Source organism: Alteromonas sp. WD8-37 (genome assembly GCF_055326825.1).
The window spans coordinates 247,703-269,127 of the sequence record NZ_JBUZOV010000001.1 but is presented as its reverse complement, the minus strand read 5'-3'; the positions used below and the strand labels follow the sequence as shown (position 1 = coordinate 269,127).

The 21,425-nt window shown below is 53.3% G+C and carries 19 protein-coding genes; 9 read left to right on the top strand and 10 right to left on the bottom strand.

Annotation, left to right across the window (positions count from 1 at the left end):
* The first annotated feature begins 4 nt into the window (after window positions 1–4).
* Genes ACTUJZ_RS01265 through ACTUJZ_RS01255 form a run of 3 tightly spaced genes read left to right on the top strand, consistent with a single transcriptional unit; the run spans window position 5 to window position 3,703 of the window.
* Window positions 5–808: an enoyl-CoA hydratase/isomerase family protein gene (locus tag ACTUJZ_RS01265; protein ID WP_463634451.1), complete on the top strand. Its 804-nt coding sequence runs from the start codon at window positions 5–7 to the stop codon at window positions 806–808.
* On the top strand, window positions 805–2,802 hold the full coding sequence (locus ACTUJZ_RS01260; protein ID WP_463634450.1) for an acetyl/propionyl/methylcrotonyl-CoA carboxylase subunit alpha: 1,998 nt from the start codon (window positions 805–807) through the stop codon (window positions 2,800–2,802). The genes ACTUJZ_RS01265 and ACTUJZ_RS01260 overlap by 4 nt, the downstream gene beginning before the upstream one ends.
* Entirely contained in the window at window positions 2,795–3,703 is a 909-nt protein-coding gene (locus ACTUJZ_RS01255; protein ID WP_463634449.1) for a hydroxymethylglutaryl-CoA lyase, read from the top strand. The genes ACTUJZ_RS01260 and ACTUJZ_RS01255 overlap by 8 nt, the downstream gene beginning before the upstream one ends.
* 24 nt (window positions 3,704–3,727) lie before the next feature.
* On the opposite strand, the gene ACTUJZ_RS01250 is transcribed toward ACTUJZ_RS01255, so the two are convergent.
* The 3 genes from ACTUJZ_RS01250 to ACTUJZ_RS01240 form a co-directional block, all read right to left on the bottom strand.
* The gene (locus ACTUJZ_RS01250) at window positions 3,728–4,930 is read right to left on the bottom strand and encodes an NRAMP family divalent metal transporter (protein WP_463635219.1); all 1,203 of its coding nucleotides are present in this window, start codon (window positions 4,928–4,930) and stop codon (window positions 3,728–3,730) included.
* Between the two features lie 183 nt (window positions 4,931–5,113).
* On the bottom strand, window positions 5,114–6,382 hold the full coding sequence (locus ACTUJZ_RS01245) for an MFS transporter (RefSeq protein WP_463634448.1): 1,269 nt from the start codon (window positions 6,380–6,382) through the stop codon (window positions 5,114–5,116).
* A gap of 135 nt (window positions 6,383–6,517) precedes the next feature.
* Complete coding sequence (locus ACTUJZ_RS01240) at window positions 6,518–7,051, bottom strand: SRPBCC family protein (protein WP_463634447.1); 534 nt, start codon at window positions 7,049–7,051, stop codon at window positions 6,518–6,520.
* Window positions 7,052–7,332: 281 nt separating this feature from the next.
* Between ACTUJZ_RS01240 and glgC the strand changes: the two genes are divergently transcribed.
* On the top strand, window positions 7,333–8,586 hold the full coding sequence (glgC, locus tag ACTUJZ_RS01235) for a glucose-1-phosphate adenylyltransferase (RefSeq protein ID WP_463634446.1): 1,254 nt from the start codon (window positions 7,333–7,335) through the stop codon (window positions 8,584–8,586).
* On the opposite strand, the gene ACTUJZ_RS01230 is transcribed toward glgC, so the two are convergent.
* Window positions 8,583–9,383, bottom strand: coding sequence for an alpha/beta fold hydrolase (locus ACTUJZ_RS01230; protein ID WP_463634445.1), 801 nt, complete (start codon window positions 9,381–9,383; stop codon window positions 8,583–8,585). The two genes, glgC and ACTUJZ_RS01230, sit on opposite strands and share 4 nt — an antisense overlap.
* A gap of 99 nt (window positions 9,384–9,482) precedes the next feature.
* Here ACTUJZ_RS01230 and ACTUJZ_RS01225 point away from each other — a divergent pair, with 99 nt between their 5' ends.
* Entirely contained in the window at window positions 9,483–10,298 is an 816-nt protein-coding gene (locus ACTUJZ_RS01225; protein ID WP_463634444.1) for an acyl-CoA thioesterase, read from the top strand.
* On the opposite strand, the gene ACTUJZ_RS01220 is transcribed toward ACTUJZ_RS01225, so the two are convergent.
* Both ACTUJZ_RS01220 and ACTUJZ_RS01215 read right to left on the bottom strand, forming a co-directional pair.
* Window positions 10,295–11,137, bottom strand: a complete 843-nt coding sequence (locus tag ACTUJZ_RS01220; RefSeq protein ID WP_463634443.1) for an HDOD domain-containing protein — start codon at window positions 11,135–11,137, stop codon at window positions 10,295–10,297. The genes ACTUJZ_RS01225 and ACTUJZ_RS01220 overlap by 4 nt on opposite strands.
* Before the next feature lie 128 nt (window positions 11,138–11,265).
* Window positions 11,266–12,297 (bottom strand): 2-dehydropantoate 2-reductase, encoded by a 1,032-nt coding sequence (locus tag ACTUJZ_RS01215; protein WP_463634442.1) that lies wholly within the window; start codon window positions 12,295–12,297, stop codon window positions 11,266–11,268.
* Window positions 12,298–12,429: 132 nt separating this feature from the next.
* Between ACTUJZ_RS01215 and ACTUJZ_RS01210 the strand changes: the two genes are divergently transcribed.
* Together ACTUJZ_RS01210 and ACTUJZ_RS01205 are read left to right on the top strand one after the other, a co-directional pair.
* On the top strand, window positions 12,430–13,656 hold the full coding sequence (locus ACTUJZ_RS01210; protein WP_463634441.1) for a glycosyltransferase: 1,227 nt from the start codon (window positions 12,430–12,432) through the stop codon (window positions 13,654–13,656).
* A 59-nt stretch (window positions 13,657–13,715) separates the two neighbouring features.
* A complete protein-coding gene (locus tag ACTUJZ_RS01205) occupies window positions 13,716–14,150 on the top strand; it encodes a hypothetical protein (protein WP_463634440.1) in 435 nt (144 codons plus the stop codon).
* Here ACTUJZ_RS01205 and ACTUJZ_RS01200 read toward each other — a convergent pair.
* Window positions 14,143–14,532 (bottom strand): SufE family protein, encoded by a 390-nt coding sequence (locus ACTUJZ_RS01200; RefSeq protein WP_463634439.1) that lies wholly within the window; start codon window positions 14,530–14,532, stop codon window positions 14,143–14,145. The genes ACTUJZ_RS01205 and ACTUJZ_RS01200 overlap by 8 nt on opposite strands.
* Window positions 14,522–14,953, bottom strand: a complete 432-nt coding sequence (locus ACTUJZ_RS01195; protein ID WP_463634438.1) for a DUF2750 domain-containing protein — start codon at window positions 14,951–14,953, stop codon at window positions 14,522–14,524. The genes ACTUJZ_RS01200 and ACTUJZ_RS01195 overlap by 11 nt, the downstream gene beginning before the upstream one ends.
* Before the next feature lie 187 nt (window positions 14,954–15,140).
* On the opposite strand from ACTUJZ_RS01195, the gene ACTUJZ_RS01190 reads away from it, so the two are divergent.
* Window positions 15,141–15,992 carry a hypothetical protein gene (locus tag ACTUJZ_RS01190; RefSeq protein WP_463634437.1) on the top strand — a complete coding sequence of 284 codons (852 nt, stop codon included), beginning with the start codon at window positions 15,141–15,143 and terminating at the stop codon, window positions 15,990–15,992.
* Between the two features lie 10 nt (window positions 15,993–16,002).
* Complete coding sequence (locus tag ACTUJZ_RS01185) at window positions 16,003–16,443, top strand: hypothetical protein (protein WP_463634436.1); 441 nt, start codon at window positions 16,003–16,005, stop codon at window positions 16,441–16,443.
* Here ACTUJZ_RS01185 and ACTUJZ_RS01180 read toward each other — a convergent pair whose 3' ends face one another.
* Complete coding sequence (locus tag ACTUJZ_RS01180; protein WP_463634435.1) at window positions 16,444–18,816, bottom strand: EAL domain-containing protein; 2,373 nt, start codon at window positions 18,814–18,816, stop codon at window positions 16,444–16,446. It abuts the gene before it with no gap.
* Window positions 18,813–21,401 (bottom strand): HWE histidine kinase domain-containing protein, encoded by a 2,589-nt coding sequence (locus ACTUJZ_RS01175; protein WP_463634434.1) that lies wholly within the window; start codon window positions 21,399–21,401, stop codon window positions 18,813–18,815. Before ACTUJZ_RS01175 ends, ACTUJZ_RS01180 begins: the two co-directional genes overlap by 4 nt.
* Window positions 21,402–21,425: the final 24 nt, after the last annotated feature.

Below are 21,425 nucleotides of genomic sequence, written 5' to 3'. Positions count from 1 at the left end.
CAACATGACTGATACAACTTCTGCTGTGCTCTACGATGTAGACAGCCGCGGCGTTGCCACGGTGACGTTAAATAACCCCGATAAGCATAACGCCTTTGATGATGCGATGATCAGCACCCTGACCGAGTATTTTACGCAGGCTGCTGACGATGACGCGGTCCGTGTGGTGGTACTTAAAGCCACCGGCAAAAGCTTTAGTGCCGGCGCCAATTTGCAGTGGATGCAGCGCATGGCGGATTATTCAGAAAGTGAGAATGAACGCGACGCTATGGCACTGGCCACCATGTTACAAACTCTCTATACCCTGCCCAAGCTGACGATAGCCCGGGTTCAGGGTGCGGCTTTTGGCGGCGCTATCGGGCTGATTGCCTGTTGTGACATCGCCATTGGCAGCCGCTTAAGCAAATTTTGTTTAAGCGAAGTACGCATTGGGCTTATCCCCGCCACCATCGCCCCTTATGTGGTGGAAGCCATGGGCGCACGGGTTTGCCGCCGGTATTTTCAGACTGCCGAGGTTTTTTCGGCGCGCCGGGCGCGCCGCCTGGGATTACTCAGTGAAGCGGTTACCGAAGATGAACTGGATAGCACCATTGACGACATCATCGCGCAGGTTCTTAAAAACGGCCCGCGTGCAGTGGGCCAGGCCAAAGCGCTGGTGGAATATGTGGCCGGTGTCCCCATCAATGACGACCTGATGCAAAAAACCAGTCAGTGGATTGCCAAGGTCCGGGTATCTGATGAGGGCCAGCAAGGTCTCAACGCATTTTTAAACAAGCAACCGGCAGCCTGGCAGGAGAACAAAGTATGATTAAAAAAATTCTCATCGCAAACCGTGGCGAAATTGCCTGCCGGGTAATTAAAACCGCCCGTCAACTGGGGATTAGCACGGTGGCGGTGTATTCCGACGCCGACCGGCACGCGCTACATGTACAACTGGCCGACGAAGCTGTACACATTGGCGCGGCGCCGTCCAAAGACAGCTATTTAAAAGCCGATACCATTTTAGCCGTAGCAAAACGCCTGCAGGTGGATGCCATCCACCCGGGCTATGGCTTCTTATCAGAAAATGCCAAATTTGCCCGCGCCTGTGCCGACAATAATATTAAATTTATTGGCCCGGGCCCGGACGCCATCGCGGCAATGGGCTCAAAGTCTGCTGCCAAACACATCATGGAAGACGCTGGCGTACCGCTGGTACCTGGTTATCATGGCGATGATCAAAGCGAAGCGACGCTTAAACGACATGCTGATGATATGGGCTATCCGGTGCTGCTCAAAGCCGCTGCCGGTGGTGGTGGCAAAGGTATGCGTCAGGTCTGGCAGGCTGACGAGTTTAGCGCTGCCTTGCAGGCAGCAAAACGTGAATCAATGGCCAGCTTCAGCGACGATATTATGCTGGTTGAAAAATACCTGACCCAGCCGCGCCATGTGGAAATTCAGGTATTTTGTGATGAGCACGGCAATGGCGTGTACCTGTTTGAGCGCGACTGTTCTGTGCAGCGCCGTCATCAGAAAATCATCGAAGAAGCGCCCGCGCCCGGCATGACCGACGAGCTGCGCCAGCGTATGGGCGAAGCGGCCATCAAAGCCGCCCAGGCCATTAAATATGTGGGTGCCGGTACTGTCGAGTTCTTGCTCGACGGCAATGATTTTTATTTCATGGAAATGAATACCCGCCTGCAGGTGGAGCACCCGGTCACCGAAATGATCTCCGGCGAAGACTTAGTGGCCTGGCAGATTCAGGTAGCCAATGGCCTGCCCCTGCCAAAAACACAGGATCAGCTGCGCTTACATGGCCATGCCTTTGAAGCCCGCCTGTATGCTGAAGATCCCGCCAATGGTTTTTTACCAGCCACCGGCACGCTTACCCTGCTGCAACCGCCGACAGAATCGGCTCATGTACGGGTGGATACCGGGGTGGTTCAGGGCGACGAAGTGTCAGTGTATTACGACCCAATGATCGCCAAACTGGTGGTGTGGGACGAAAACCGCGAGCGTGCGCTACAACGCCTGCTGGCGGCGCTACGTGATTATCATGTGGCCGGCGTCACCACTAACCTGGAGTTTTTATACAATGTGGCGGCCAGCGAGCCGTTTCAGCAAGCCGAGCTGCTGACCACCTTTGTGGATAAGCATCAGGACATGTTACTTAAAGATCAGCAGGCACCAGACCACGCAGCCTTGTTACAGGCCAGCCTGTTGGTGATGCTGGATACCGCACAGCCACCGGTCAACAGTGGCGACCCGACTTCACCGTGGGCGCTGCCCATTGCCTGGCGGCCTAATCATCAGTATCAGCAACAGCTGCAATTTCGCGCAGCCGGTCAGGAGATGACCGTGCGGGTAACCCACACCGGCACCCTGGCCCAGCCCTATCAATGGCACATGGCTATTGATGAGCAGGACTATCAGATTAGCGGCAAGCTTGATGGCCATACCCTGCAGGCGCAGATTGATAATCACCATCAGCGCATCGGTTGGGCCAGAGACGGCGATCGGTTCACTCTGTTTTCTGCTCAGGGCGCTGCTCATCTGGATTTTGTCCCACCGGATATGGGCCAGGTGGAAGATGCTGCACACAGCAGCGATTTTGCCGCACCCATGAACGGCACCCTGGTGGAAAACCAGGTTAAGGAAGGCGATAGCGTGAAAAAAGGCGCCACCCTGGTGGTGATGGAAGCCATGAAGATGGAGCACAGCATTAAAGCGCCCCGGGATGGTAAGGTCACCGCCTTGTACTTTAAAGCCGGCGATTTGGTGGATGGCGGCGCGCAGTTGTTGGAGTTTGAGGCTGATGAATAACTTTCCCGATAGCGTCAGCCTGGTGGAAGTGGGCCCGCGCGACGGGCTGCAAAACGAACCCACTACGCTGACTGCTGAGACCAAAATACAGCTGATTGATTTGCTGGTACAAGCGGGCCATACCCGCATTGAAGCCGGCAGTTTTGTCTCCCCGCGCTGGGTGCCACAAATGGCCGACTCGGACAAGGTGCTGGCCGGGCTGACGCGCCAGCCGGGGGTGATCTACAGTGTGCTCACCCCCAATCAAAAGGGCTTGGAAAATGCGCTGGCAGCCGGGGCTGAAGAGGTGGCTATCTTTGGCGCGGCGTCGCAAACCTTCAGCCAGAAAAATATCAACTGCTCCATCGAACAAAGCCTGGAGCGCTTTGCACCAGTGGTGGAACACGCCCGCGCGCACAAACTTAAGGTTCGCGGGTATGTATCCTGCGTGATGGGCTGCCCTTATGAAGGCGACATTGATCCGCAGGCCGTGGCCGAAGTTGCCCAGCAAATGCTGGATATGGGCTGCTATGAGATTTCTTTAGGCGATACCATTGGCACCGGCACGCCCCATCACACCCGCTGGATGCTGGATACCGTGATGGAGCATGTGCCAGCCAGTCAGTTAGCGGTGCATTTTCACGATACTTATGGCCAGGCGCTGGCCAACCTGTATGTAGCCTTGTCTCAGGGGATCCGGGTTATTGACAGTGCGGTGGCCGGCTTAGGCGGTTGCCCTTATGCCAAAGGCGCCAGTGGCAATGTCGCCACCGAAGATGTGTTGTACATGCTAAATGGGATGGATATTGAGACCGGGGTGGACATGAATAAACTACTCAAAGCCACCGCGTTTATCAGTCAGGCCACCGGCCGTAAGCCAGCTTCAAAAGTGGCCAATGCCCTGTTACCCGCTTCTGCATAACCACTCACATGGCTTGCCGGTGCCCTACCCGGCAAGTCGCCACCAGGCAAACACTGCCAAAAAGCCAAACAAATACACCAATCCCACATAGCTTAACCCGGTCAGCCACGGGCCGGGTTGAATGTCGGCAGCCAGCGTAGTACGCCGAACCAACCGATGATTTAGCCAGGCAAATAACGGCGTGGTCACAAATGCCAGAGTCATGGCAAAGCCCAGCATGGCCAACAAGGCTGACTTGAAAAACAGCACAATCGCGAAGCTCACAATGGCCACGCCTACCAGCACCCGATGAAAGCGTCGGGTAAACTGTGTACTGTGGGTGTTTGTTTGCCCATGCAGCAACCCCACCGCTTCGCTGATGGCGCGGCAATAGCCGTCATACACTGTCAGGGCAGAGCCAAATATACATAAAAAGGCAATCAGTGCGATCAACCAGCGCGACCATTCGCCAATGGTGCCGGCATACATGCCCACCAGCTGTTGAGCAAAGCCAATCCCGCCGGTAGCCAGCTCACTGCCATTGCCGTGTAGCACCAAAGCGCCCAGGGCCAAAAAGACCAGTGCCAGCACCAGGGTCAGGCAGTAGCCCAGATTAAAATCAAACATGGCTGAGGCGGGCGTCACCGGGCGGGTCTGCATTTGGCGGGTCAGCCACAATGAGGTGATCGCCGAGATTTCAATAGGTGCCGGCATCCAGCCCATGGTCACCACCAAAAAGCCCAGGGCGGCTAAGGTCCAGGGTGAAGGACTGACAAATTCAGGCGGCGCCACCGGCCCGTTGTAAAACGCTGCCGCTGCCGCCAGTAAAGTGGCCACCACCAATAAGCCCATGATCAGTTTAGCCGCCTGGTTCATAGCGCTGAAATGGCCGGCAAGAATGATAAACAAAATGGCTACCAGTACCCCGGCGGCCAGCCCGGAGAGAGGAACAGCCGCAGGCATAAAATAGCCCAGCAAACTGGCAGCAAACAATAACAGCGCTGCACTGTTTACCACCGCACCGATGCCATTGAGCACCAGCGCGGTAAGCAGGTAACCGCGGCCCATTTGCGCATAGCCGTGCTGCAGGGTGTGGCCACTGCTTACGGTATAACTGATACCTGCGCGAAAAAACGGATACTTGACCACATTGACCAGCAATAACAGTAAGGCCAGCTGCCAGCCAAACTGCGCCCCGGCCTGGGTAGCCGCCACCAGATGACTACCACCGATGGCGGCAGTGGCCATCAATACACCGGGCCCGAGTAGCCGAAATAATTGCCCTAGGGAGGGGGCGGTTGCTTGCTGTAACACACTGGCTCCTGCTTATACTGCGATACATCTGTTTGCAGACTGCCATGATGCAGCATCAGGCACAACCACTTAGGTGCCTGTTTTGGCGGAATTTTAGAAATTGGAATGCGCTAACGATCAGGATGATTTTTCATGCGGAAGCAGCACGGTCAGGCCGATAGCCAACACCAGCACCGCTGTCATCACATACACCACCGAAAAGGGCAGTATCGCCTGTAGAACACTGTACAGTGCTCCAAAGGCCAGCAGAATAAGACCAATGGCAGTATTGCTAAAGGCCACCAGCTCGGTGCGGTCCTGCCCTTCTTTAACATCCAGGCTGTAGGTTTTACGCCCGGTTCTGACCCCGGTATGAGCAATGGCTAATACAAAAAACAACACGCCGGATATCCAGGCCGAATCTGGCTGTAGCCATAACAGGCCCACACAGGCGATTACCGCTACCACACCGGCCAGTTGCAAAGTAGTCCGGGCGCTGCTGTCGGCCACCTTACCCCACACCATAGAAGAGAGCATGGATGCCGCAGCCTGCGCTGCCAGATACAAGGGCAGAAGAGCCTGCGGGCCGGCTTTGCTTTCGAGCATAAAATATGGGGCCACCAAAGCCGAATGTACAAACAAGCCGCGCACCAGCACAAAGCGATACACCACTGGGTCAAACTGCCAGAAGCGGGTTTTGTTATTGGCACTGTCAGCCTGGTCTACTTCTACATAGGTGGTAATCGGTAACATCAGTACCAGGGTGCAGGCAAAAGCTGCGGCAGCCAGCCCCAACAGGCTGATAATCATCGCGGTGCCCAAAGTCTGCTGAAAAAACACCAGCGGCACTGCCACCAGTAAAGTAAGCACCCCGGAGATGGTTGAGGCTTTGCCAATCAAATCGCCCCGCTCGCCTTTGGCCGCCACATCCGCTTCCATATCCTTGACGGTCAGTGAACAGGCAGAGCGGCCCAGGCTTAACACTGCCAGCGCAATCAAAATTGCCCAGCCTGCTGCAGTGGCAGACAACCACAGTGCACTGAGCAGCATGGCCAAGACCGCCAGCGTTTGTATACAGATGCCAACCCGCCATATCGGGTGGCGCGCTTTGGTATGGCGCAGTGCTACACCAATTAAAGCTTGAGGTAATAAAGCACCGGATTCGCGCAGTGGCACCAGCCAGCCGATCATCCAGCCAGGCGCGCCCAGAGTAAGCAATAACGCCGGTAAGGTGGTTTTGGGGGATACCAGGATGTCAGCCAGTTTATTGGCCGACAGGCTGGCAATCAGCTTGTGTTTATCACTGCCGGGCACAGATTTGTCTCCCTGCTCAAGGATGGCACATATACATACCGCATCGCCCGGGCACTGATGATCAGTTTGCGCTACCAAAAAGGGATGAGGCAAAAATTATTGCCATACTTACGCCGGGTGCTTCAGGCCAGATCACCCTCCTCCGGCCAGTCTACCGGGGGTGGGTGGCCATGACGGCTTCGGCTAATGAAGGTGACAGCGCCTGGAAATGCGCTGTCCGTGAGAGGGTCAGCTTTGGTTTTCCACCAGGGTTTTCAGATTTTCCAGGCCCACCTTAAAATCCGGACCAATCATGTCGTCCATCATCAGAGCAAAATAACGGTCGATGGGGTTGGCCCCCACTTCGCCCACATCGCTCCAAGTGACCAGGGTACCTTCGGGCACGGTTTCCAGTTCAATGGAACCGGTGGAGCCCATCTCATAATCAGGAAAATACAGGCTGTACTGCACTTTTTTATTGTGCTGCAACTCGGTGATTTCCATCTCGCCATTGCCCTGGCTTTCACTTTGCCATTCTGAGCGCATCCCGATGGCACGGTCCGGGCCGCTGTATTCAATTTTCATATCCGGATCACGCTGAAACCACACCCCCCAATCACTCCAGGCTTTCAGGTTCACCACCTGCGGGTAAATTTCCTGTGGCTCAGCATCAATCACGATACTGCGACGTACTTCATAGTCGGCTGGCAAGGCAAAGCCTACCAACACCACTGCCAGTACAATCAAGACAATACCGATAAGAAATTTTTTTAGTAAGCCCATGTTTTATCCTGTTTATTTGACTTAATAAAAAATTATAACACTTTTTTAACATTGAACAGTATAGATATAAAGGTACGGCTGAGCTCAGTCAACAATTTGTTCACACAGGCCCAAAGAAGGTGCTGCAACTGCTTAAGATTGTTGAATTTTCCACCTATAGCAATCACGCTGGATTGGTGTACACTGAACTGACTGCCATGATGGAATAGCCAGTTGACTGGCAGCTAAAGATTAGTCTGTACACCCCGTGCCAGGGTGACAACAATACGGAGAACGCGACAATGGCAGATTCAAGTAATCGCTATATCAGTAATCTAACGCGTGATACCTACGCGCTGATCTTAGCCGGTGGCAAAGGCTCCCGGCTACATGAACTGACTAACTGGCGCGCCAAGCCAGCCCTGTATTTTGGCGGTAAGTTTCGGATAATCGATTTTCCTTTGTCCAATTGTGTCAACTCTGGGATCCGCAAAATTGGGGTAGTCACCCAGTACAAATCGCACTCCTTAATCCGGCATTTGGTTCGCGGCTGGGGGCATTTCAAAAAAGAGCTGGGTGAATCGGTAGAAATTTTGCCAGCCTCACAGCGTTTCGGTGAGGACTGGTATGCCGGTACCGCCGATGCGGTGTTTCAAAATATTGATATTATCCGCGATGAGCTGCCCAAATATGTCATGATCCTATCTGGAGACCACATCTACCGCATGGATTATGGCGATATGCTGGCCCATCATGTGGAGACCGACGCTAAGATGACAGTATCTTGTATGAAGGTACCGGTGGAAGAAGCCGCTGGCGCTTTTGGCGTGCTGTCGGTGGATGAAGATTATCGCATCACCGGGTTTGAAGAAAAACCGGAAAAGCCCACGCCCCTGCCCAATGATCCTGACCATTGCCTGGCCTCTATGGGCAATTATGTGTTTGATACCGAGTTTTTGTTTGACCAGTTATTGCGTGACTCGCGCACCCAAGGTTCACAGCGTGACTTTGGTAAAGATATTATTCCGTCAATTATCAATGATCATAATGTCTACGCTTTTCCATTTGAACATGGCACTGGCGGCACCGCCTACTGGCGTGATGTAGGGACCATCGACTCGTTCTGGGAAGCCAATATGGAAATGGTGGCACCGGTGCCACAGTTGAACCTGTATGATCACAAATGGCCTATCTGGACTTATCAGGAACAGTTACCGCCAGCCAAGTTTGTGTGGGAAGATCACGACCGGCGCGGTGAAGCCATCAACTCAGTGGTCTCCGGCGGCTGTATTGTATCTGGTTCGACCATTCGTAACAGCCTGGTCTTTTCCAATGTCCGGGTGCATTCCTACGGCCTGATTGAAGAAGCCGTGCTACTGCCGGAAGTAGAAATCATGCGCCACTGTAAATTGCGCAAAGTGATCATCGACCGCGGCTGTAAGATTCCTGAAGGCACGACCATAGGCTACGACCATGATGATGACCGGGCCCGCGGCTTCAGGGTCTCTGAAAAAGGCGTGGTGCTGGTCACTCAGGATATGCTGGATGTGCTCTAGGCCCCCTGCTGCCACTGACTGATTGTTTGACAAATTTGTGCTGCCATTTGGTCTGGATATTCCAGTGGCAGCATATGCCCCCCTGCCATCCTGATGTGCTGCATCGGGTTCATCGCTATAAATCGCTTCCAATATTGCGGCCGACATACCGTGGTATGCTCGCCGGTGATAAGCAATCCCGGGCACTTCAAACGCCCTTTATACTGATTCAAATTATGTGGAATGTTGCGAAAGATATCGGCTTCCACCGCGGCTTTAAAGGTCAGCTCACGTTGGTCCTGGCGCAGCGCCGTGGCCGCCTCAACATAATCGGCAATACAGGCATCAGGCATATTTTTGAATAACGCCTTACTGCGAAAATACGCCACCAGATCGGTGTCCTGGCGCCAGCGGGTATTACGGGTCTGAGCCAGTTTGGCCGGTGTGATTTTGTTGATGTACGGGGTATATTTCGCGCCGCGTAATAACAGGCTGCCGGGGCCAGTCACCAGTGGCGGGTCAATGGCAATCAGCCCGCTAAACAACTCTGGCTGTTCGCAGGCTGCCATAAACGAGATCACCGCGCCAAAAGAATGCCCCACAGCATAGACCGGGCGGCCATTGTTATGCTGCTTCACATACTCCAGCAACTCGGTGACCTGGTTGCTCCAGTTGGCATTGACCGGCAAATGCCCCTCATGTCCAAACTGCGGTTTTGCCAGCACCTTCCACTCCGCTGGCAATTGGTTGAAAATCTGCCGATAGCTGCCGGCAGGAAAGCCATTGGCATGGGCAAAATGAAGTGTAACCGCCGACATGGCTAGGGCATCCCTCTGTCTGTAAAGCAAAATTTAATATTGGCGCGCTGGCCACCTTACGCTAGGATAGCATAATCAACTCATCTGACCAGAACCCTTATGCATATCGATGAACTGCTGAATTTGCCTGCCATAGAAGCTCATAATGACCATCAGGGCAGCTACCCGAATTTGATGATTACCGCCGACTGGGGACAGGGCCGCACCGCGTTTGGTGGGGTCAGTGCCGGCATGCTGTTTACCGCGATTAACAAGCAGGTGAGTTCGGACCGGGTGTTACGAGCCTTCAACACCAATTTTATTGGCCCGATTGCTCTGGATACCCCGTTTTCCATTACAGTGGATAAACTGCGTGAAGGCAAAAATGTCAGCCACTACAGCGCGCAGATTATTCAGGACAACAAAGTGTGCGTGGCCAGCCAGGCGTGCTTTGGGGTGGCCAGAGAGTCCAAAATTTCGGTGACCAGTCACGAAGTGCATGCTATGCCGGCACCGACCAAAGCCCAGTTTATCCCGCAAATTCCCAAGGTCACCCCCAAATTTTTGCGCCATTTTGATTTGGCCATTGCTGAGGGCGGCGTACCATTTACCGGGCGAAAGACCCACCATTATCACGGCTTTATGCGCTTTAAACAGGCCCCGGAAATCCTTAGCGATGGCCATCTGATCACCATGATTGATGCCTGGCCTCCCACCCTGCTCCAGATGATGAAATGGCCAGCGCCGGCCAGCACAGTCACCTGGAATCTGGAATTTATTCACCCGCATCGCCCGGTCAGCGGCAGTGACTGGTTTGCTTACCAGGCGCATACCCGCCAGGCAGCCGGTGGCTACGGACATACCGAAGCCACCATCTGGGATAAAGACAATGAAGTGGTCGCCATCAGCCGTCAGACGGTGGCGGTATTTGACTAGTACAGAGCGAACGCGTGGGGGTTAAATAAGGCGATCACGCTGATACATTGTAAGTTAGTGATATCCAGGGCGTCCTCAAGGTCGCCCCGGCCCAGTGCCAACGGCTCGTGCAATTGAGGCTGCAGATTGTTGTAACTGGGGTAGATATCCGGGAACACATTGTCCAGCGCCAGTACATAGCTAAGCTGCAATATCCGTACATCCGGCTCCACCTCAAGATGGGTAGCATGGATATTGGCGATGGGAGCGGCGATACACTCCGGGATCCCCCAGTTGCGGATCAACTGCGCCGATAACTCAGCATAGGTAAACCCAAATATTGCCTGCTGCAGTTCATTGGGGCTAACCCGGGCATTAAAGTCCAGGCAGCGCCGGGCCTTTTCCGGGTACAAAGACACCATCACCAGCTCACCAATATTGTGCAGTAGCCCCGCTACAAACAAGCGTTCCGGCTCACGCAGCCGCTTGGCTTCAGCAAAATATTTGGCTAGCAAAGCACAGCTGACACTTTGCTCCCAGAATTTATCCAGGTCGATGATTTTTGCCTCAACATCGCTAAAGGCATGGGAGACACCGTAGGCTAGCGCCAAATCATACGCCGCGCGGGTGCCTATGACCTGCAGGGCTTTGGAAATGGTTTCGATTTTATTGGGGAAACGATACAGCGCGCTGTTCGCCACTTTCAACAGTTGACTGGCTAAGCCTGGATCAAAGGCAATAATTTCAGCCACATCATCAATACTGGCAGCCTGATCGTCCATGCACTCTTTTAGCCGCGTCACAGCTTCGGGCAATACAAACAATTCCCCGGCTTGTGCTGCCACATCCTGCATATTCATAAATGGCTCCTTGGTAACCACAAACAGATTGCCCGAGTGCCCGGTTCAACCCGTGGCATTCTGCTATCCCATCTACGGTTATACCTGACAAAGTAAAAGTATAAGGTATCCTGCCGCTGACTCACTTATCAAAATTTGTAACTGCTTTTTTCCAGCCGCTTGATTTCAATCTCGTGCCAAATCTGGCTGGCACTCATGGCCGGACAGGTACCGGTCTGACGGCGTTGCTGCTCGGCCTGATGTACCAGATCAATAATCACCTTATTGGCCGGGCAGTAATTGCGTGCCAGCACACCCTGACGCACCACCTCACCGTTCAAGTCGTCCACTTCGGTGAGCTTGCCCTGTTGCAAATCCCACCACATGGAGGTTCGTACACTCGGGTCGATATCCAGCATCTTACTGGCCACACGTTTAAACACACCATCGGGTAGGTTCAACATAAAGGGTAGCCACTTTCCGTCGACCCGGGCAACTTTTACCAACGGAATTTTATTGACCCGGGCCACATCCAGCCATTCACGCATTAACTCGGCAATGATGCGCCGGTAGCCTCGGTGTGACAGCATGGTTTTAACCGGCAGGTTGCTCAAAGCATTCACCGCGTTACTTAAATTCAACTGCAATTTGGCCGCCTGTACCGCATGAATCTGGCTGGTCAGGCGCACTGGCAGCAGCTCGCTGTGCAAGCCGGGCACCAGTGAGGGCACAATCCGCCCCAGCTCTTTGGGCAAGGTCAGCGAGCCCTCTGAGCCGCGGTGCAGGGTACCCTGCTCAGTCAGCACCACATTAAACGGCACTACAGCCGCAAATACCCGCAACCTGGGAAAGGCACTGCGGATCTGATGCACCGCCCTTAATCCGTTTTGGCAGCACACGATCATGGTTTGTGGGCCAACTAACTGGCGCAGCTGGTCTACTGCCCGATTTAAACCGGTACATTTGACGGTGAGCCAGACCACATCCGGGGCCTGGTCATGGGCATACTCCGCCACCGACGGCGCCTGCAACTCATGCCCCAGATAATCGGTCAGAGTGACACCGGCCGCCAACCGTTGAAGCGCCGCGTGCCGGCCAATCACCTGCACGGTAAGCCCCGCATGGGCGCCGGCGGCAGCAATAAAGCTACCAATCAATCCACTGCCAAAAACCAGATGCACTGCGTCTCCTTATTGCCTGCACGAAGTATTAATACGCCTGCCGCCCCGGTGAGGGCAGTAAAGGATAAGCATGCCCTTTATCGGCATAATTTGCTATATTCGCTGGCTATTTCTTACGCCACGGGGACTGTTTTGTCGCAAAAACATTTGCTGGTCATTGGCTATGTCTGGCCTGAACCCAATTCATCGGCTGCCGGTGAAAATATGCTGAATTTACTGCGCGCCTTTGAGCAGGCTAACTGGCAGGTCACCTTTATGACCGCTGCCGCTGAGTCCAGCCATAAAGCAGACTTAACCAGTCTGGGCATCAAAGTCGTCACCACCCTGATCAATGATGCGTTGTTTGACCGTCAGATATGTGCCCTGCAGCCGGATGTGGTGGTGTTCGACCGATTTATGATTGAAGAACAATTTTCATGGCGGGTGCAGCAGCATTGCCCTCATGCGGTGAGAATGCTCAACACCGAAGACTTACACAGTGTGCGCCATCAGCGCCAGCAGGCGGTCAAGCACGAGCAACCTTTCAAGATAGATGTCAGCGACCCCATGCTGCAGCGCGAAGTGGCCAGCATCCTGCGCTGTGATATAAGCTTGATTATCTCAGCGGTAGAATTGCAACTGCTCACCCAACAATTAAAGGTCGACCCGGCCCAGTTACTGCAGCTGCCCTTGTTGCTCAGCCCGGCCAGTCTGACTCCACCGCCTTTTGACCAGCGCCAGGGCTTTGCCTTTATCGGTAATTTTCGCCATGCGCCCAACTGGGATGCGGTTTTACAGCTAAAAACCCGGTTATGGCCGCAGATCCGCAAAGTGGTTCCCGGTGCCACCTTATCGGTGTATGGCGCGTATCCGGGCAAAAAAGTCACAGATCTGCATAACCCTAAACAAGGCTTCGAGGTGCGTGGCTGGGTAGATGATGCCCGCGCGGCGCTAAGCCAACATCGGCTATTATTAGCCCCGTTGCGCTTTGGCGCCGGTATCAAAGGCAAACTGCTGACTGCCATGCAATGCCACACTCCCAGCATCACCACCCCCTGTGGCGCCGAAGGCATTAATGATAACGGCCAGTGGCCAGGCGCGGTGGCCGAAGAAGAGCAGGATTTTGTGCGTGCTTGCCAACAGCTGTATCACAATGAAACCGCCTGGCAGCAGGCTAATGCACAAGGCCAGGCTATTTTGGCCAGTGAATATGATACCGGGTACCATCAGCATCGCCTGGTCAGTCACATTGAGCGACTGACTGGCGACATCATCAGTCATCGCCAGCCGCTGTTTTACCAACACCTGTTGTGGCATCACTCATTGCGGGCCACTCAATACATGGGCCAGTGGATTGAGGCCAAAAACCGGCCACGGTGAGCTGTTTGCCGGCGCCGGCACTATAAATAGTTATCCAGGCTTAATTATGGCGATCTCTCATGCGCTATCTTATTCGCGGGTGGCTGGCCGCTTTGTTGATTAGCCCGGCGGCCCTCGCCTCGCCCACTTTTGCCCCGGATGTCATCATGCTGTGTCACGGGGTGGGCCAGACGGTGGCGTCAGTACAGATGGAGCGCGCCAACGGTGCCAGTGAGCAGGACAACGAAGGGTTAAAGATCCTGCGAGATTTGGAAGATACCCTGCAACAGGACTTACATACCCCGGTGGAAAATTTTTTAGCCCACACCAGCGCCCTGCCCCCTCACTGGACAGCCGCACTTTTTACCCACGCGTGTTTATTTGATTATACTGACGACTTGGCCCAGGTGGCGCTGATGAGCGAACGCCTGACCCAGCAATGTGATTTGGCACTGGCCAGCCCGGATTGTCTACAGCAGGTGTATGCCGAGCTGCCTATCCTGCACTCTATTTAGCCAGCAGGCGCAGCCGCGCAATAATTTGCCCCACGCCATCGGCGCGCGACTGACTCAGCTGGCGCTGAATGCCCAGCTCATGCAAATAGGCATTAAAATCAAATTCCGCAATTTCGCCGGCGGGTAATGTATGGGCTTTTTCCAACAACAAGGCCAATACACCGCGTAAAATTTTGGCATCCGACCAGCCGCTGAACTGGCCCGCCTGATAATCCAGATATACTTGACTCTGGCAGCCGGGAACCTGTTTACCAGCCTCTCGCTGGGCCTCCGACAACATCGGCAGATGTTTGCCCGCCAGTATTAGCTGCCGGGTTTTTTCATCCCAGCCGGAGGCAGCAGCGACCTGACCAGCCAGGGGTAAGCTTCCATCAGGGTTCACGTTGAATGGTTCCTTCTTCCAGGCTGTCGGCTAACTCCTGAGCGCTAAGCACCATATGTGCTTCACCGCTGACCGGAAAGACCACCAGCCCGATATTGTTTTTTTCCAGGCCGGGCAACCAGGTATCTACAAATTCATGCAAGGCTAGCGTGGTCACTATGGCGTCGGACATATCCTGGCTGGCCCATAGCGGCACCAGATCGGCATGGGGCCACACCGGCAACAAGGCTTCAAAATCATTTTCCCCGTCTTGCGGTTCAGGCGCCATCATGACAAAACCTTCTTGCCCTTGTAGTAGGCAGACCTGCTGAGCAGTGTCGGCATAATCTAATACCAGTGCAAGGCGTTCCTGCGGGCTGAGTTTGGCTGCCTGTTGCACCACAGCCGGGGGTAAAGAATCTGTTCTGGTTTGCGGAAACACGCGATTAGCTCCTGGAATTGCAAAAGAGTGAAGTATACGATTTTGCGCCAGTCAGGTATACCGCCAGCCTATGTTACCTGCTACTATCGCAGCCCGCCGATATTCATCCCTAAGCCGGCGTAAATAGAGTTAACCTGAGCCTGTTAGCATGCTAGGCTTGTTGTACTAACTAACTGATTGCACAGCGATGGATTCTGAGTTTTACCTAACCTCACACAATCAAGAAAAAGCCTTGCCGCTCACCGAAGAACAGTTTCGCGAGCTCAAGCGTGCGCGTAAGCGCCTGTCGCTGATTCATGCGGTATCGCACAAATATCAGTTGGTATTGTCAAATTTTCGCTTGATTGAACAAAACATGGAACAGCTGGGCGAGCTGTACGCCAGCCAGCACAATGTGGATGACATCGAGCGGATCAAACCGCAACTGAATGTCAGCATGAACAATTATGTACTCAGCGCGCGGATCTTCACCAGTCAGTTAAAACGGCATGTACAAAGTTGCCTGCCCACTGACCGTGAGCAAATCAAAACCCTGGCCGAACAGATGGAAAAAGAGTATCAACGCTCATTTTCTTATCGCTTTGTCGATGCCTTATACGATTATGTCACCTACTACGGCTTAAGTTTTCATGCCTTTCACTGCCAGTCTAAAGTCGATTTAGATGAGCAGGGACAGCCCCAGCGCGCCTATGAATTCAAGGCCTATGTAGAACGCGATTATATGGGTGGTCCAGCCGATTTTCGGGCTTCGGTGCTTGAAGAAACCCCACCCCGGGTAGATGTCAGTGCGCTGTTAGGGGAATTCAATCAGGCTCTCAAACGCTTGCATGATCTGGCCATGCAAATGCTCAAAGAAACCTTTGAGGAATCTCAGACCATCGTGCATGAATTTGTGAATGTGTTTATCGGCCAGTTTGGCTCCCAATACGCCAACATTTTTGTGGTGCACAAAACCCGTGCATTTGGCGACAAGGTTTATGACCGGTTCCCACTGTCAATGTATGTCAACAACCGCTTACTGCTGTCGCAGCTGAGCTAGGGCCCATCCAATGACCTATAACCCGCTGGAAATTTCGCTGGATTATGAAAGCAACGATGTGATCAGCATCAACTACCGCCATTTTGCACTGTGGTTGCGCCAGGACCTGCTTGACCCGTTATCCGGCGCGGTCACCGAAATTCAGTTTCAGTGGAGCGACAACGCCAAGCAAGCCAATTTTGATAACAAGCTTAATCATATTGCCCAGCATGCCATCGACACCATGGCGCTGATAAATCGTACCCTACGCTCGGCCAACTGCAAGATTATCTGCTGTGAAGTGGATAAATTTGTCTGTGCGATTTCGGTGGTGGCACCGCTGCCCCAGGTGGTGTACCAGGGGCTGTTAAATATGCCCTGTCCAGACATGTTTGCTATGCCTCAAATGGTCAATCATGATGAAACGCCGGCCACTCACGTTGCCGCCCGGCGTCAGGCCCTGCCGGCCTGATCAGGCCGATACTAACAGGCGGTCTTCATTCACCGCGTTAATCACTTCATTGATGGTTAATGGCTTGGAAAACAAAAAGCCCTGCATCATGTCACAACCCGCCTGACGGGCAAACTCGGCCTGCTGCTCGGTTTCCACGCCTTCAAGCAATACGGCCTTACCCAGCCGGCCACACATCTGGATCAGGGTGTCCACAATAATGCGCTTGGTATTGGCGCTCTCGCCTTCCGGTAACAAGGTTTTATCCAGTTTCACGATGTGGGTATACGGCTCGGTCAGTTCAGACACCGACGCATAGCCCGAGCCAAAGTCGTCAATGGCGATGCTAAAGCCTGCCGCCGCCATTTCCCGTAAGATACGCCGGGTGCCCACATCGTGCATCCCAGATTCGGTCACCTCCAACACAATGTCGTTTGTGCTGACAGCAAATTCTTCCAAAAAGCTTAAAAATTGTTTCACCAGTTCAGCCGAATTCAGCTGCAGAATCGACACATTGATATGTACCTTTACATGACCTAAGCCAGCGTCTTTAAGCAGGGTGCTGGCAATGCACACCTCGCGTAGCATCTTTAAGCCCAGCTCATTGATCAACCCGGTTTCCTCGGCAATGGGGATAAATGAGCCGGGGTGGATATCACCGATATCCTGGCTTTTCCAGCGGCATAGCGCCTCTAACGCCACCATGTTGCCCTGGATATCCACAATGGGCTGGTAAGCCGCATACAAATCATGGTTGATGATGGCATCCATCAACCCCTGCTCGACATACAGGCGATACTCAATGGCATCATTTTGCTCGGCTGAATAGTAGGTAATCTGCCCTTTGCCCTGCTTTTTTGCTTCATACATGGCAATGTCAGCATGTTTGAGCAACTGATTGGCCGTTTTGCCGCTGGCTGCTTCGGCCACCCCGATGCTGGCCCCCACTTTTAATGATAAGTCGCCAATAATTACCGGTTCGGCAAAGGCGGCCAGCAGCCGCTCGCCAAAGGCAGTCAAATCATCACTTTGCTGAACCAGCACCACAAATTCATCGCCGCCGTGGCGGATCAGGGTATCGTCCTCGCGGATAGTGTGTTTTAAGCGCAGCGCACATTCACACAACACATCATCGCCGATGTCATGGCCGTGGGTATCATTAATGGCTTTAAAGCCGTCCAGGTCGATAAATACCAGCGCCTGAATGGCATTGGTAAAGTCATTGTCATTGAGCATCAGCTTAAGATAATTGCGGTTTCCGGCGCCGGTAAGGGTGTCGGTAAAAGCCAGGCTTTCCAGCTGTTTTTCCGCCCGGGTCAGCTCGGTAATATCTGACAAGGTTGCCACATAGCGTTCGGGCTGACTTTGGCGGGATAACTCGGCTAAGGTAAACATCACCGGGAACTCATTACCCTGAGCATCCAGTAAGGTCACTTTTTGGCGTAGCACACCCTGTTGTTTTTGCAAGCTGGCCACCAGCGCCCGGCTGATACCAAAATCAAACAAGGATTTGCCAAGCAAATTTTCGCTGCTGGTGCCCACCAGCCGGGTAAGCGGCTGGTTACAGTCAATGACAGTAAAGTCATCGCTTAGCACCACCACACCCTCGGCCAGCTGGTCAAGAATGATACTGGATAAGCGCAATTTTTTGCTCTGCCGCTGGCGTTCGGTGACATCTATGACCGCGCCGATGTGCACCTGCTGCTCCTGCAGGTCAAGCTCACTAAACACCACATCCAGCCAGATATCTTGTTCGGCATCAACACACACGGTTTTGTGCAGGTTGTTTTTTTGCTGCACACTGGCCAGCACATCGTCGCGCTCAGATTCATCAAACAAGTCTAAAAAGGTGTTTACCTCAATGGACGTCCCGGCACCGAAGCGATTTTGCAAACTGCGTGCACCACTGAACAAAAAATTCTCGCCATCGCTTTGCAGCTCCATGATCCCCATCTGGGCAGCCTCGGCAGCCACTTTAAAGCGTTTTTCACTCGACCGAGCTTGCTCTTCCAGGGCAAAACGGCGTAAGGCGGTTTCGCACGTCACCTTAATGGTTTTAGTGTCAAAGGGTTTCACCACATAGCCGTAGGGCGAAGCATGCATGGCGGCTTCAATGGTGGCATCATCGGAATAGGAGGTGGTGAACACTAGCGGAATGGCATGTTGCTCGGCAATCGCCTGCGCGGCCTCAATGCCATTACCACCATCAGCCAGATGGATATCCATTAGAATAAGTTGAGGTCGATGTTTTTCTACCAGCTCCAGGGCCTGATCACCGGAACGTGCCAGCCCCACCACCTGTGCGCCCAGATTGGATAATTCCCGGGCCAAATAAGTTGCTGCTATCGTGGTATCTTCCACCACCAATACCCGGGTATGGGTCAGTAAACTCATAAAGATTCTCGTGTCGCAGCACCGCTGGCCTTAGCCATTAACTGATGCAGGGTTTGTAATAATACGGATTCACCCACCGGCTTGGTCAGCATAGGCACCTGGCTAAGCGTATCGGGCAGTGCCAGCTCATCGCCATAACCAGAAATGATCATACTGGGAATGCCGGCTTCGACCGCCCTGGCCACCAGTGAAAATGTAGTTTCACGCCCCAGGTGCACATCCGAGATTAAAAAATCCGGGCGTTTTTCATTAAGTTGCTGCTCGGCGGACGGCAGATTGCCGGCAATGGCCACTTGCTCTATCCCCAGTTGCTGCAGCTTCTTTTGTAAATCCAGGGCAATCACCAGGCTGTCTTCCACCAATAGAACACTTTCTGGTAGCTGCGCTGTAGTCTCTTGTTCCGCCCCGGTTACCAGTGGCTCAGGGGGTGTTTCAGTGAGGGTCAAAAAGCGCGCTGGCACCCGCATACGCGCGGCCACCCCGGTGTCATTAAAATCGATATCCATCTGACCGCTAAGCTCGTGCGGGATCACACTTTGAATCAGGGTCATGCCAAAGCCTTCACGGCTGGGCGCAGTAACCGGCGGGCCGCCACTTTCGCGCCAGTCAATGGTCAGGCCACGCTTGGCATCTACCTGCCAGCGTAAGCTGACTGTGCCTTCGCCACTGGACGTAGACAATGCGCCATATTTTGCCGCGTTGGTAAACATTTCGTGAATTACCAGCACAATAGGCGTGGTAGCTTCTGGCTTAATGGCCACAGGCGGGCCATCCAGTTGGATCACGCCGCTGGTATAGGCATAGGCCTGAATTTCGGTTTCTAGCAGGGTTTGAAAACTTACATCGGCCCAATGCGACGCGGTGAGCTGGTCATGCGCCGAGGCCAGTGCACTGAGTCGCCCGGTCAGCACATTCACAAATTCATCCAACTCACGGCCTTGCTGATCGGTTTGCATCACAATGGCATTGACCAGGTTTAAGATATTGCGCACCCGATGGTTCAACTCTGAAATCAGCACTTCTTGTTTTTTATAGGCTTTTTGCTGAAATTCTTCGCGTTCCTGAAAGTGGCGGATAATCACCTCTAACAACGTAATGCGCAGGGATTCGGCACTGCGCAAATCTTTGCGTTGCCAGGCCTCACAGCGATCATCATGGGTTTGCTGCCATTTAGCAAAGCTATTGCGAGGTAGCAGCGTATCGCCCTGCGGCCCGGACACCACCGATTTTTGCGGGTTGCCCGCCCAGTTAACGGTTTGGGTCTGCGCACTGCGGTAAAACAACAGATAATCCCGCGGACTTTTAGACACCGGAATGGCCAGCACTCCGGCTACCTGGGGCGCCGCGGTATCATAATCACTTAGCACCTCGGCTAACGACTGTAGCGTGCATACCTCGCTACTTTTCTGCCGATTAAGATAATGCAAAAGCTGGTTAAGCTGGGTATCGGGTAAATAGTTACCGAGCCCCCTATATTCACCATCTACTATCGCGGCAATTCCATCGCATTGTACCAGAGTGCGCATGGTCTCAAATTGCTCTGCTAACAGCGTCAGCAAACTGCCGGTGGTGCCAATGGACGCCATAATATTGTCATGCACATCGCGCAAACGGTCATTTTCAACATCCTGTTCACGGATGAGCCGCGCTGATAGCTCAAGGGAGAACACTTCGGCAAATAATTCCAACTCTGCACGCAGAGTAGACGAGAGTATTCTGGCACTGTAATGATGACAGGCAATCAAGCCCCATAATTCACCGTTGACCAGAATACTGATAGACATAGACGCACCCACACCCATGTTTTTCAGGTACTGAATGTGGATGGGAGACACCGCGCGTAAGCTGGAAAAAGATAAATCCAGTTGCTCACTATCTGCTTTTACTCCCGGCAAAACAGGCACCGGCTCTGCGTGTACGTCGCCAATCATACGCAGCAGATTTTTTTTGTACAGCGTCCGGGCTTGTTTGGGAATATCTGTAGCCGGGTAACGCAAACCTAAAAAAGGCTCAATATCAGGTTGAGTGGCCTCAGCCACCACTTCACCAGCACCATCATCTAAAAACTGATAAATCATCACCCGGTCATAGCCGGTGACAAACTGCACCTGGCGGGCGGTATCCTGTAACAAATCCCGGCTGTTACGAGTGTGTTTAAACTGGGTCAGCATGGAGCGGACGATGGAATCTTCGGGCGCGGTGTCCTGCGCCAGTTGTTCAAATTCGACAATGATAAAGGTGCCGTTATAATGCACCGAAATATCCACCGCCAGCCCGCTGCATTCGATATGGCGGTCAAACAACCGCTCATTGTTGCCGGTAATGGTAGAGACTTGATAGGCTGAGCGGATATCGTGCAAGGTCTGCGGGTCCAGCCAGCTTTTTAGTGGCGTGGCGATAACCTGCTCGCTGTCACGCCCAAAGTAGGCCTGGGTATTTTGCGAACAAAAGGCAATAAGCCAATCGGCACGCAATGCAACCAAACACCCGAATGGCTGGGTATGGCCAAGGCGATGAATGGGCTCACGATCACAGTTCGTGAGATCAACATCCTGTGTTGCTGCTAAAAAATCATCGTTGCTCATACTTCCGCTCTTACTGCACAATAG

Excerpts from the sequence above, each read along its gene's own strand:
- ACTUJZ_RS01265 (WP_463634451.1), top strand. The coding sequence starts at position 5 with ATGACTGATACAACTTCTGCTGTGCTCTACGATGTAGACAGCCGCGGC.
- ACTUJZ_RS01260 (WP_463634450.1), top strand. The coding sequence starts at position 805 with ATGATTAAAAAAATTCTCATCGCAAACCGTGGCGAAATTGCCTGCCGG.
- ACTUJZ_RS01255 (WP_463634449.1), top strand. The coding sequence starts at position 2,795 with ATGAATAACTTTCCCGATAGCGTCAGCCTGGTGGAAGTGGGCCCGCGC.
- ACTUJZ_RS01250 (WP_463635219.1), bottom strand. The coding sequence starts at position 4,930 with ATGGCCACTGCCGCCATCGGTGGTAGTCATCTGGTGGCGGCTACCCAG.
- ACTUJZ_RS01240 (WP_463634447.1), bottom strand. The coding sequence starts at position 7,051 with ATGGGCTTACTAAAAAAATTTCTTATCGGTATTGTCTTGATTGTACTG.
- glgC (WP_463634446.1), top strand. The coding sequence starts at position 7,333 with ATGGCAGATTCAAGTAATCGCTATATCAGTAATCTAACGCGTGATACC.
- ACTUJZ_RS01230 (WP_463634445.1), bottom strand. The coding sequence starts at position 9,383 with ATGTCGGCGGTTACACTTCATTTTGCCCATGCCAATGGCTTTCCTGCC.
- ACTUJZ_RS01225 (WP_463634444.1), top strand. The coding sequence starts at position 9,483 with ATGCATATCGATGAACTGCTGAATTTGCCTGCCATAGAAGCTCATAAT.
- ACTUJZ_RS01220 (WP_463634443.1), bottom strand. The coding sequence starts at position 11,137 with ATGAATATGCAGGATGTGGCAGCACAAGCCGGGGAATTGTTTGTATTG.
- ACTUJZ_RS01205 (WP_463634440.1), top strand. The coding sequence starts at position 13,716 with ATGCGCTATCTTATTCGCGGGTGGCTGGCCGCTTTGTTGATTAGCCCG.
- ACTUJZ_RS01190 (WP_463634437.1), top strand. The coding sequence starts at position 15,141 with ATGGATTCTGAGTTTTACCTAACCTCACACAATCAAGAAAAAGCCTTG.
- ACTUJZ_RS01185 (WP_463634436.1), top strand. The coding sequence starts at position 16,003 with ATGACCTATAACCCGCTGGAAATTTCGCTGGATTATGAAAGCAACGAT.
- ACTUJZ_RS01180 (WP_463634435.1), bottom strand. The coding sequence starts at position 18,816 with ATGAGTTTACTGACCCATACCCGGGTATTGGTGGTGGAAGATACCACG.
- ACTUJZ_RS01175 (WP_463634434.1), bottom strand. The coding sequence starts at position 21,401 with ATGAGCAACGATGATTTTTTAGCAGCAACACAGGATGTTGATCTCACG.